Below are 13084 nucleotides of genomic sequence, written 5' to 3' on the forward strand. Positions count from 1 at the left end.
ATTTCCGAGGTTTTGACTGAATTCAGCCCAGCCACGTTTTGGTTCACGATACCTCTGCACCCGCTTTCCCGGGGGCTTTTCCTATTTCGGAACAGAGGTTAACCGGGCGCGACAAGGGGTTGAAGGGATTGACAAAAGACGACCGGCCCGTTCCACTTTCACGGCGCTGCGGGTTTCGGTTCAGGGTTGATGCGTAAGACGCGTAAAAGGTGAAGACTAAGTTGGGAAACAAAGACGAGAGCCAAACACGCGCCGACGCCTACTCCGGTGACATCGCCATCGTCGGACTGTCCGTCTGCCTGCCTGGCGCCGAATCCGCTGCGGCGTTCTGGCGCAACCTGCGTGACGGCATTGAATCCATCGAGGTGCTGGACGAGGCGAGCCTGCTGGAAGCCGGTGAACGCACCTCTATTCTCAGCGATCCCAACTATGTGCCTGCCGCCGCGCGTCTTGAGGGCTATGACGAATTCGATGCCGATTTCTTTGGCTTCAGCCCCAAGGAAGCCGCCATTCTGGATCCCCAGCACCGAAAGTTCCTTGAGGTCGCCTGGGGCGCCATGGAGGATGCCGGCCACCCGCCCGAAAGCCTGGATGAGCCCATCGGTGTCTATGCGGGCTGCGGTATGGGCAGCTATTTCTATTTCAACATCTGCTCGAACCCGGCCCTGGTGGACGAGGTTGGCATGTTCCTGCTGCGCCACACCGGCAACGACAAGGACTTCCTGTCGACCCGCGTCAGCCATGTCTTTGATCTGAAAGGGCCATCGGTCAACATTCAGACCGCCTGCTCGACTTCTCTGGTAGCGGTGCACTACGCCTGCAAGGCGCTGCGCGAAGGGGAGTGCGGCATGGCGCTGGCAGGCGGCGTCACCATCGAGCTGCCGCAGGGGCGTGGATACCTTTACAAGGAAAACGAGATCCTGTCGCCCGACGGCCATTGTCATGCTTTTGACCACCGGGCGCAGGGCACCGTCTTCGGCTCTGGTGCTGGGGCGGTGGCGCTCAGACGGCTGGAGGATGCCATCGCCGATGGCGACCATATCTGGGCCGTGATCAAGGGCTCCGCTATCAACAACGACGGCGCCGACAAGGCTGGCTATCTGGCGCCTTCGGTCGGAGGACAGGCCACTGCCGTACGCAAAGCGCTGGCGGCCGCGGATGTGACGGCTGAGACCATCGACTATGTGGAATGCCATGGCACCGGAACCTACCTAGGTGATCCAATTGAGGTCACCGCCCTCACAGAAGCCTACCGCGACAGCACCGAGGAAAGCGGCTTTTGCCGCATCGGCTCGGTCAAGACCAACATCGGCCATCTCGATACGGCCGCAGGGGTCGCTGGGCTGGCCAAGACCGCGCTGGCGCTGAAACATCAGCAGATCCCGGCCTCGCTTGGCTACGAGGCACCAAACCCGGCCATTGATTTCGACGGCTCACCGTTCAAGGTCAACGCCGCTCTCAGCGACTGGCAGTCCAATTCTGGACCGCGACGGGCCGCGGTGAACGCGCTGGGGGTTGGCGGCACCAACGCCCATGTCATCTTGGAGGAAGCGCCAGGCCGTGGCGCCTCCGACGAAAGCGATTTCCCCTTCCATGTGCTCTGCATCTCGGGCCGGTCCAAGGCGGCGCTTGACGACAACAGCGCCGCGCTGGCCGCGTGGCTGCGCCAGAACCCCGAGGTGGATCTGGCCGATGTGGCCTATACTCTGAAGGAAGGGCGGCGCGGTTTTGCCAAGCGTCGGGTGCTGGTGGCCGAAACCGCAAGCGAGGCCGCCGATCTTTTGGAGACTGGCGATCCACGCAAGGTCTTTACACACGACCATCTGGGCGATGCGCCCGAGGTCGTCTTCATGTTCCCGGGCGGCGGTGCACAATACGCGGGCATGGCGCGCGACCTTTACGAAACCGAACCGGTCTTTGCCGATTGGATGGACCGGGGGATTGATCACCTCCAAGCCAGCCTCGATTATGACATCCGCGCTCTGTGGCTCCCCGAAGAGGGGCAGGAGGAGGCCGCGAATGCAGCCCTGCAAAAGCCCTCGGTGCAGCTGCCGCTGATCATGATCGTGGAATACGCGCTGGCGCAGCTCTGGATCAGCTGGGGCGTGCGCCCCGCTGCGCTGGTCGGCCATTCCATGGGCGAAAACACCGCCGCCTGTCTGGCAGGGGTGATCTCATTCGAGGATTGCATCGATCTGGTGCTCTTGCGCGGGCGGCTCTTCGACACCGTGCCTGCGGGGGGCATGCTGTCCGTCTCCCTGCCGCTAGCCGAGGTGGAGGCACTGATCGGTGACGATCTCGATATCGCCAGCGTCAACGCGCCGCGCCTGACAGCCGTTTCCGGTCCGCAAGCGGCGCTGGACCGGCTGGCCAAGGACCTGAGCGCACGCGACATAGACCATCAGCGGATCCAGATCGATATTGCGGCTCATTCGCGGATGCTGGACGGGATCCTTGAGCAATACGGCGCCTTCCTGCGCGGTCTGACCCTGTCGGCGCCGCAGATCCCGGTGATGTCCAACCGCAGCGGCGACCAACTGACGCCAGAGCAGGCCACCGACCCCGACTATTGGGTCAGCCAGCTGCGCGGCACTGTGCAATTTGGCGCCTGCATCGACAGCTTGGCCGAGGTGCCGGGCCGCATCTATCTGGAGGTCGGCCCGGGCAAGGCGCTCAGCGCGCTGGCGCAAATGGCCCCGGCGGTCGCCCCCGGACAGGCGCTCAGCTCATTGCGCCATCCCGAACAGGATGTGATGGATGATGCCTATTTCTTTGGCGTCATAGGTCGGCTCTGGGCCTGCGGGTATGACGCCGATTGGGATCAGATCTGGGGCGAGGCAAAGCGCCATCGCCTGCCGCTGCCCACTTATGCCTTTCAGCGCAGCCGCTATTTCATCGAACCGGGCACCGCCACGCAGGTCGATGAGGCTCCCCTGCCCGCCCGCCACGATGACATCGACAACTGGGGCTACCGTGCGGCCTGGCGCCCGCGCCTTGCCGATTGCGCGCTGGATGTGGACACCGAACTGGATCAGGACCCGCAATGCTGGCTGATCTTCGAAGATGACATCGGCCTTGCCTCTCAGGTGGCGGACAGGCTGGTGGCGGCAGGGCACGCCGTGGTGCGGCTGCGCACCGGGGATACCTATGCGCAGCTATCGCCGACCTCTTACATCTTGGCGCCCGAACAGGGCCGCGCGGGCTATGCCGCACTGCTGGCGGATCTGGCCCGAACCGAGATGCTGCCAACCCGGATTGCGCATTTCTGGCTAGCGACCGACGGCGAGACCTTCCGCCCCGGCAGCTCCTTTTTTGACCGCAATCTGGAAACCGGGTTTTACGCCCTGACCGCGCTGGCGCAGGAGCTTGGCAGCGCCGATCTGCCCCAGCCGCCGCACATCACCGTCTTCACCACCGGCGCCGCGCAGTTGCGGGACGAGGCTTTGCCGGATCCGGAAAAGGCGATGATCGCCGGTCCTGCCCGGGTGATCCCACGCGAATTGCCTGGATTCTCCTGCGCCACGGTGGACATCGAACTTCCCCGCGCAGAAACAGGTCTGCTGGCCCGGATCAAGGGCGCGGCGGCGCCAGATATCTCCTCTCGCCTGCTTGAGGAACTTCTGGCCGAGCCGACCAGCACAGCCGCCGCCTGGCGCGGTGAAAAACGTTATGAGCTGGACTGGCGCCCGGTCGAACTGCCGCCTGCCGCGCTGCCCACCTTCAAAAAAGGCGGAACCTATCTGATCACCGGTGGCTATGGTGGCATTGGCCTCTCAATCGCCCGGCACCTGCTGGAAGAATACGCCGCAAATGTCATCCTGATTTCGCGCGAGGGCCTGCCAGAGCGCGGCGGATGGGCGCAATATCTGCGTAGTCACAGCCCCGCCAACCGCACCGCCACGCGCATCCGCGCGGTCGAGGCGCTGGAGGAGATCGGCAAGGGCGCGGTGCTGCCGCTGGCCGCCGATGTCTGCAACTCCGGCCAGATGCGCGCCGCTCTGAAGGCCGCCGAGGACCGCTTTGGCCCCCTCACCGGGGTGATCCATGGCGCGGGCAGTATCGATGACGGGCCATTGCTGGCGAAATCGGACGAACAGATCGCCAAGGTCCTGGCACCTAAGGTCAGCGGGCTGCGGGTACTGGACAGCCTGTTCCCCGATGGCAGCCTTGATCTGATGGTGCTGTTCTCCTCTTCCTCGACGGTGACGGGTCCGGCGGGACAGGTGGATTACATCGCCGCCAACGAATACCTCAACGCCTGGGCGGCGCATCGCCGGGGCGGCAAGACCCGTGTCGTGGCGGTGGATTGGGGCGTCTGGGCCGATACCGGCATGGCTTCCGAAGCGATGGCCGCGCGGCAAGGCAGTGACGGCCCCTCGGACCCTGTACCCTGCGCACAGGCCCTGCTGGACAGCGAAGGATTTGATGGCAGCGGCAACCGGATCTACCACACCCGACTGGATGCAGCCCGTCATTGGCTGCTGAATGAACACCGCACCGCCGATGGCACCGCAGTGATGCCCGGCACCGGTTACATCGAACTGGCTGCAGAGGCGATGACGGCCCTTGGCATGGCCGAGGATGGCGCGCTCCCAGCCTTTGAACTGCACGACCTTTACTTCCTGCGCCCGCTGGCGGTCGCCGATGACAGCCCGGCAGATCTGCTGATCCGGCTCTTGGCCGAGGAAGACGGCTACGCCCTGTCCTTTTACACCGCCAGCGGCGAAGGCTACGCCCTGCATGCCGAGGCCAAGGTCACATTTGCCGAGGCGCAGAGCCCGGCGGCGCCGGTTGACCTCAGCGCTCTTGCCGCCCGCTGCCCGTCGCAGACCGAAACCGATGGCGCGCGGCTGAAATCCCCGCAGGAGGTCAACCTGCTTTTTGGCCCGCGCTGGCATGTGCTGCAGCGCATGGCCTTTGGCAGTGGCGAAGGGATCGCGACACTGCAACTGGCCGATGCGGCCAAATCCGACGGGGCGCTTTTGCACCCGGGTCTGCTGGATCTGGCAACCGGCTGGGCCATCGCGCTGGCGCCGGGCTATAGCCCTGACCACCTTTGGGTGCCCCTGTCGTACCGGGCAATCCGCATCCATGCGCCACTGACCGAGACAATCCACAGCCACATGCGCCTGTCCGCGCAAGCCGCCGACGCGGCTGGCGAAGGGACCGCCGTATTCGACGTGACGCTATGCGATGATACAGGGCGGGTTCTGGTCGAGATCGAAGGCTTTCGCATGCAGCGGATGACGCAGGCTCTGGCTCCCGCTGCAACTGCGGCGGCTGATGTCAGCGCCACCGATATTGCCATGGGCAAAGGGGGCAGCGCCCAGCCCCTGTCGCCCGAGGAACGCCGCCTTCACCACAATATCGCAAACGGCATCCGCGCCGAAGAAGGGGGCGAGGCCCTGTCGCGCGCCCTTGCCGCAGCAACCTCCGGCGGCCTGTCGCAGGTCGTGGTCTCAGCCCTTGATCTGCCTGCCCTGATCGAACAGGCCAAGATGACCAGTTCCGAGGCCCCATCGGACAGCCAAAGTTTTGAGCGCCCGCAGCTCGACACTGACTACGTGGCGCCGGAAAACGCGGTTGAGGAGGTCCTGGCGGGATATTTCCAGACCCTTCTGGGTGTGGACGAGGTCGGCACCCGCGACAGCTTCTTTGATTTGGGTGGGCATTCCCTGATCGCGGTGCGGCTGTTTGCCCAGATCAAGCGGGATTTTGGCGTCGAGTTCCCCCTGTCAGTCCTCTTCGAAGCCCCAAGCGTTGCTGATCTGGCGACCAGGATTATCGCCCGAACAGGCGGCGGCGTGACCACCGAAGGCAGCGCGCAGTCCCCGGACACTACCGATGACGCAGGGCCAGAACCCTTTACCCATCTGGTCAAGCTTCACGCCGGAGATGGCACCGGGCGGCGCCCGTTCTTCCTTGTGGCCGGCATGTTTGGCAACGTGCTGAACCTGCGGCATCTGGCGCAGATGCTGGGCAGCGACCGCCCGGTCTACGGCCTTCAGGCGCGCGGGTTGATCGGGGACGTCGCGCCACACGACAACATTGCCGAGGCCGCCGCCGATTACCTGCAGGAGGTGCGGCAGATCCAGCCGCAGGGCCCCTATCTTCTGGGCGGTTTCTCGGGAGGTGGCATCACGGCCTATGAAATGGCGCAGCAGCTGAAGGCTGCCGGAGAGGAAACCGCAGCGCTGGTCCTGCTCGACACACCGCTGCCAGTGCGCCCACCGTTGAGCCGACAGGACAAGGCGCTGATCAAACTGCAGGAGTTGCGCCGCAAGGGACCGTCCTATCTGGCGGAATGGGCGCGCAACCGCGTTGCCTGGGAGATCACAAAACGCCAACGCCGCCAGGGCAGCAACGATGCAGGCGCTGCGCCTGCCTTTAACAACCGGCAGATCGAAATGGGCTTCCGCGCCGCTGTTGCCAGCTATGAATTGCAGCCCTGGGACGGCGCCATGTCGCTGTTCCGTCCGCCACTGGACCAGCACTGGCAGGTCTCGGGTGGCAATTGGGTCAGCGCCGAGCGGGAGTATGTCTTTGACGACAACGACTGGACCCGCTGGGCGCCGGAGATCGAGGTGATCGAAGTGCCCGGTGACCACGACAGCATGGTGCTGGTACCAAACGTCAGCGTTCTGGCGGCTGAGGTCAAAGCGCGGCTGGACCGGGCCGAGGCTGGCTATACTGCGCCAGCACCGGAGCATGCCGGGCAAGTGCGCAATCAGGCGGCGGAGTAGATGTCCATGGCCCCTCCCCCACAGTTCCAAAGCGACAGCGTTCTGACCATCATCCTGAACTACCGCACCCCGCAGATGACGCTACAGGCGGCAGAGGCAGCGCTGGCGGAAATGGAAGATCTGTCCGGCGCCGTGGTGATCGTGGAAAACGGATCGGGCGATAACTCGTGGGAAGAGTTGCAAGCAGGCGCTGCCAGCCGGGGCTGGCTGGACAGCGGCAAACTGCGGCTGATCCGTTCGCCCGTCAACGGTGGCTTTGGCGCGGGCATGAACATCGGCATGGAGGCCGGTCTGCCCGACGGCAGCGCGCCGGGGTTCTATTACCTGCTGAACTCCGATGCCTTTGTAGAGGGCACGACGATTTCCCGGCTGCGGGATTTTCTCCTTTCCAGCCCCGGTGCTGGCCTCGCCGGATCCTTTGTGCATGGCACGGATGATGCGCCCCACCGCACCGCCTTCCGCTTCCCCTCGATCGCGGGAGAGTTCGAAATGGCCGCCCGCACCGGTATCGTGACGCGGCTCCTATCCCATGCGGTGGTGGCAATGGACATGCCCGAGCAGGAGACCCAGGTCGACTGGACCGCCGGCGCCAGCCTGATGATCCGCCGCGAAGTGATCGAGGATATCGGTGGCTTTGACGAAAGTTTTTTCCTCTATTTCGAGGAAACGGATCTGTGCAAACGCGCCGCGCAGGCCGGATGGCGCACGCATTACGTGCCGACCAGCACCGTGGCGCATCTCGGCTCGGCCTCGACCGGGATGAAGTCCTGGGACCGCACACCGACCTACTGGTTTGATTCCCGCATGCACTATTTCGTCAAGACGCACGGGGTGATCTACGCCGCCCTCGCCACCTTGGCGCGCGTCCTCGGCTGCGGCCTTTATGGGCTGCGGCGACTGATCCAGAAAAAGCCAGCCGCGGATGCGCCGCATTTCCTGCGCGACCTGCTGACCCACGCGCTGCGGTCGGCGATCCGCCCCAAGACAGCAATACGTGAAACGCGCCCTCACAGTCATGTTCCGGAGGAACAGAAATGAGCCAATTTTCCTCAGTCATCATCGGCAATGAATCCCTCGCGGTGGGATGCGGCGATGCGCTGCTGGCGCGCGGGCATCAAATCTCTGCCGTCGTGTCGCAGGATGATGGTATTCGCAGCTGGGCCGAAAAACACGGAATCCCAGTGCACGCCAGCCCGGATGCGCTGACCGAAGGCTTTGACTGGCTGCTCTCCATTGCCAACCTGCGGGTCATTCCCGACCGGGTGCTGACGCTGGCCGCCAAGGGCGCGGTGAACTTTCACGACGGGCCGCTGCCACGTTACGCCGGCCTCAACGCGCCGAACTGGGCGTTGATCGAGGGCGCCGACAGCTATGGCATCACCTGGCATATGATAGAAGGCGGCATCGACGAAGGCGATATCCTCGCCCAGCGCCTGTTCGATGTGGCAACGGATGACACCGCCTTCAGCCTCAACTCCAAATGCTATGCCGCCGCGATGGACAGCTTTGGCACGGTGATAGACCAGCTGGAGGCAGGCACACTCAACCGCCAGCCACAGGACCTGAGCCAGCGCAGCTACTACGCCCGCAGCGACCGACCCGCGGCAGGCGCGCTGATCGATTTCACCGCCCCGGCGGCGGCGATCACCCGTCTGGTGCGTGCGCTTGACTTTGGCGGCTACTGGAACCCGCTTTGCTCCGCGAAATGCGCCATTGGCGAGAATATCCTGCTGGTCGGCAGCGCAGAGGCGGTCGAGGGCGCAGGCGCGCCCGGCAGTGTGATCGAGGTCAGCAAGGACAGCCTGACCGTGGCCTGCGGCGATGGCGCGGTGCGGCTCAGCGGTCTGACCGATCCTGCAGGACGCAAACGGGCGCCTGTCGATCTGTGCAAGCCAGGCGATGCGCTGCCGGTCCTGAATGCGGCGGAAAAGCACGCGATCACCGAAGCCCTTGCCAAGACACAGAAAGGCGAAAGCCATTGGCGCCGCGCGCTGGCTGCGATGCGCCCAGTCGCTGTTCCCCTTGCAGAACCGACCGGTGACAGCGGTCTCACCCGCCGTCCCATTGCAACGCCGGATGGCCTGACGGAGGCACAGATCGCCGCCGCAGTCCTGACCTGGGCCCTGCGCGGCGCGGGGGAAGAGGTCGCCGATATTGCCCTCAGCCTTGAGACCATGACACCGCTGGCCGGGCTTGTCTCTGGCTGGGTTCCGGTGCAGGGACAGCGCGACGACACCTTCGGGGATCTGCGGGACCGCGTCGCCAAAGAGATTGAAAAAGCCCGCGCAACAGGCGGGTTTGCCGAGGATTTGATTGCCCGCGCGCCGGAACTGGCACCGCAGGCACAGCCCGGCATTGGTTTGTCCATGGGACGGGATGCAGCTCTGCCAGGCTGCGTCGCGACCGTGTCATGGGCGGATGGGGTGCTTGCGCTCCATGTGGATGGTGCCCAGCTGACACCAAAGGCCGCGGAGCTGCTCGCCGCGCGGCTGGAGCTGCTGCTGGGCGCCATTTCCACCCCGGATCAGGCAGATAGCCCTCTCGCCGATCTGCCGGTCCTGCCCGAGGATGAGCGCCGGGTGTTACTCAGCGACTGGAACCAGACAGCCGCAGACACGGGCCCGGATCAGACCATCCACGCCGCATTTGCAGCGCAGGTGTCCCGCACACCCGAGGCCACCGCTCTGGTGTTCGAGGATCAGAGTCTCAGCTACGCAGACCTCAATGCCCGCGCCAACGGGGTCGCGGCCAGACTACAGGACATGGGCGTCAAACCCGGCAGCCATATAGGGGTCTACGTCTCCCGCAGTCCGGATCTGGTGGTGGCTGCCCTCGCGGTGATGAAGGCAGGTGGCGCCTATGTGCCGCTCGACCCCGCCTATCCTGCGGATCGGATTGCCCATTTCATCAAGGACAGCGGCGCCGATGTCATCGTGACACAAGACGCCCTGCAAGGCAGCCTGCCCGTCTCAAGCGCGCAACTGCTGGTACTGGATGGCGCGGATGCCCCCGCCCCGAGTGACACGCCTGTTGATGGCGGCGCCACCGGACAGGATCTGGCCTATGTGATCTATACCTCCGGCTCTACCGGCCTGCCCAAGGGGGTGATGGTGCGCCACGCCAATGTGGCGAATTTCTTTGCCGCCATGGATGCGCGCATTCCCCATCAGCCCGGCGATGCCTGGCTCGCGGTGACCAGCCTCTCCTTTGATATCTCGGTGCTGGAGCTGTTCTGGACCCTCGCCCGCGGCTTCAAACTGGTGCTCTCCAGCGATGAAAGCCGCCTGCAGCTATCCAACGGGCCAATTGCCATCTCGGACCGCAAGATGGACTTCAACCTGTTCTACTGGGGCAATGATGATGGCCCCGGCCCACGCAAATACAACCTGCTGCTGGAGGGCGCGAAATTCGCCGATCAGCACGGCTTCAACGCGGTCTGGACGCCCGAGCGGCACTTTCACGCCTTTGGCGGCCCCTACCCGAACCCCTCGGTCACCGGGGCAGCCGTCGCGGCGGTGACGCAGAATATCGGTGTGCGCTCGGGCTCTTGCGTGGCGCCGCTGCACCATCCCGCCCGCATCGCCGAGGAATGGGCGGTGATCGACAACCTGACGGCGGGGCGCGCCGGTATCGGCTTTGCCGCAGGCTGGCAACCGGATGATTTCATCCTGCGCCCCGAGAATACGCCGCCGGCCAACAAACCGGCGATGTACGAAGCCATCGAAACCGTGCGCAAACTCTGGCGCGGCGAAGAGGTCGCCTTCCCGCGCAAGGATGGCGGCACCCATGCGGTGCTCACACAGCCTCGCCCTGTGTCCAGCGAACTGCCGGTCTGGGTCACTACGGCTGGCAACCCCGACACCTGGCGCGAGGCAGGCGAGATCGGCGCCAATGTCCTGACCCACCTTCTGGGGCAAAGCATTGATGAGGTCGCGGGCAAGATCCGCATCTACCACGACGCCCTGCGCGGCGCCGGGCATGATCCGGCGGAGTTCACCGTGACGCTGATGCTGCACACCTATCTGGCCGACAGCCGCGAGGATGCCCGTCAGACCGCGCGCGAACCGATGAAGGATTACCTGCGCTCTGCCGCGGGTCTGATCAAGCAATACGCCTGGGCCTTCCCCGCCTTTAAGAAACCCAAAGGTGTCAATAATCCCTTTGAAATGGATCTTGGCATCCTGTCCGAGGAAGAACTGGATGCGATCCTCGACTTTGCCTTCGAACGCTATTTCGAGGACTCAGGCCTGTTCGGCACCGTGCAGGATGGCGTTGCCCGCGTGGAGCAATTGAAACGCATCGGCGTGGATGAGGTGGCATGTCTGATCGATTATGGCATCGCGCCCGAGGTGGTGCTCGAGGGGCTGAAACCTCTGGCCGAGGTGCTGCGCCTGTCCAACGCCCCGCAAGAACTGGCCGCGGACGACTTTTCACTTGCGGCGCAGATCCTGCGCCATGACATCAGCCATATGCAATGTACGCCCTCCATGGCGCGCATGATGGTGCAGAACGATGAGGCCCGCATGGTGCTGCCGCACCTTAAGCATCTTCTCGTCGGTGGCGAAGCGCTGCCCGCCGATCTAGCCGGTGATCTGCGCGAGGCTGGACCCGGGCAGATCCACAACATGTACGGGCCGACCGAAACTACCATCTGGTCGACCATGCAGACCCTTGATGGCGTCCCGGCAGGCGTTGCCGATATCGGCGGGCCCATCGCCAATACCCAAGTTTACGTGCTGGATGCTGCGGGCGCGCCGCAGCCCATCGGGGCGCCGGGGGAGTTGTTCATCGCCGGACACGGGGTGACCGCAGGTTACTGGCAACGGCCCGAACTGACAGCGGAGCGGTTTGTCCCCGATCCCTTTGGCGGCGGGTTGATGTATCGCACCGGCGATCTGGTGCGCTGGCGCGCGGATGGGCGGCTCGATTTCCTGGGACGGACCGACCATCAGGTGAAGATCCGCGGCCAACGTATTGAACTTGGAGAGATTGAAGCGGCGCTGGCCGTCCAGCCCGGCGTCACCGGCGCGGTTGTCATGCCGCGCAAGATCGGCGCGGGAGAACAACTGACCGGCTATATTACCACCTCTGCTCCGGTGCAGGAGGCTGCGTTGAAACAGGCGCTTTCGGCCCGGCTGGCCGAGGTGATGGTACCATCGCATATCGTGACGCTGGATGCGTTTCCACTGACCCCCAACAAGAAGATCGACCGCAAGGCGCTGCCGGTTCCAAAACCGGCGCGGGTTGCCGCACCCACCGCAGCGACCCCGCCCAAGGGCGGCGCGCAGGGCAAGATCGCCGCGATCTGGGGGCAGATTCTTGGTCTCGATGGGATTGGCGCGCAGGACAATTTCTTTGTTCTTGGCGGTCATTCCCTGCTGGCGGTGCAGGCGCACCGGGACATCCGCACGGCACTTGAGGTGCCGAAACTGTCGATCACCGACATCTTCCGCTTCCCGACGCTCGCCGGTCTTGCCGCCCATATCGAAGGGCTTGCAGGCGGCGCGGAATCGCCGGATGATCCCGCGGGTGCAGAACAGGCCGCCGCAGCCGAGGCGGCCAAATCGGAAACCATGTCGAAACGGCGGGCGATGCGCGCCAGCCGCAAAGCCCGGACCGGATGATAACTGACAGCCCCGCCCCCCTTGATCAGACAACCGATGCGCGGCTGGCTCTGGTCCTGCCGCTTTTTGGCGCTGGCATATCGCTGGGGGCGGCCAACCCGCTGGGGGCGTTGCCCGATCCCTTCCCGCAAGAGCGCGCCTGCCTGTCGCCCAGCGCCGTGGATAAACGCCGCCGCGAATTTGCCGCCGGACGGGCGGCTGCGCACCGGGCGATGCAGGATCTTGGCCGGGCGCCATGCCCCATCGTGATTGCCAAATCCCGCGCGCCCATCTGGCCCAAAGGGTTGACCGGATCGATCACCCATACCCACAGCTGCGCCCTTGCCGCCGTGACCTCAACACAGACCCGGCGGGCCATTGGCATCGACGTCGAGGAAGACACCCCGCTGAAAGACGACCTGCGGCCCGCGATCTGCTCTGCCCGCGAACAGGATTGGCTGACCTCGCAGGACAACCCCGGCCAGATGGCCAAGCTGATCTTCTCCGCTAAGGAAGCCGCCTATAAGTGCCAGTATACTGTCAGTGAACAGTTTTTCGGCTTTGACGGCATGGAATTGGAGATCGAACCAGAAGACGCGGGTGAAACGGTCCGGCGCGGACGTTTCGTAGCCGCCTTCACCGCCGACCGCCCGCCGTTTCGCACTGGCGCCCGGATCAACGGCGCCTATGTCATCGGGGAAGGTATCATTTTCACCGCAGCAAGCCTGGAGGCGTGAG

4 protein-coding genes are annotated in these 13084 nt (G+C 64.5%); all 4 read left to right on the plus strand.

All coding sequences use genetic code 11. The features are described from left to right. Positions 1-221 precede the first annotated feature (221 nt). The 4 genes from SM763_RS01735 to SM763_RS01750 are packed head-to-tail and all read left to right on the plus strand — an operon-like array spanning position 222 to position 13083. Complete coding sequence (locus tag SM763_RS01735) at positions 222-6743, plus strand: type I polyketide synthase (protein WP_368997241.1); 6522 nt, start codon at positions 222-224, stop codon at positions 6741-6743. 6 nt (positions 6744-6749) lie between these two features. Further along, a complete protein-coding gene (locus tag SM763_RS01740; protein WP_368997243.1) occupies positions 6750-7781 on the plus strand; it encodes a glycosyltransferase family 2 protein in 1032 nt (343 codons plus the stop codon). Further along, positions 7778-12367 (plus strand): MupA/Atu3671 family FMN-dependent luciferase-like monooxygenase, encoded by a 4590-nt coding sequence (locus SM763_RS01745; protein WP_368997245.1) that lies wholly within the window; start codon positions 7778-7780, stop codon positions 12365-12367. Before SM763_RS01740 ends, SM763_RS01745 begins: the two co-directional genes overlap by 4 nt. Next, positions 12364-13083 (plus strand): 4'-phosphopantetheinyl transferase family protein, encoded by a 720-nt coding sequence (locus SM763_RS01750; RefSeq protein ID WP_368997247.1) that lies wholly within the window; start codon positions 12364-12366, stop codon positions 13081-13083. The genes SM763_RS01745 and SM763_RS01750 overlap by 4 nt, the downstream gene beginning before the upstream one ends. The last annotated feature ends 1 nt before the right edge of the window (position 13084 follow it).

The organism is Pseudophaeobacter sp. C1-32P7 (assembly GCF_041008775.1).
Classification (GTDB): domain Bacteria; phylum Pseudomonadota; class Alphaproteobacteria; order Rhodobacterales; family Rhodobacteraceae; genus Phycobacter; species Phycobacter gallaeciensis_A.

Coding starts and splice junctions, on each gene's coding strand:
- SM763_RS01740 (WP_368997243.1), top strand. CDS start 6,750: ATGGCCCCTCCCCCACAGTTCCAAAGCGACAGCGTTCTGACCATCATC.
- SM763_RS01745 (WP_368997245.1), top strand. CDS start 7,778: ATGAGCCAATTTTCCTCAGTCATCATCGGCAATGAATCCCTCGCGGTG.
- SM763_RS01750 (WP_368997247.1), top strand. CDS start 12,364: ATGATAACTGACAGCCCCGCCCCCCTTGATCAGACAACCGATGCGCGG.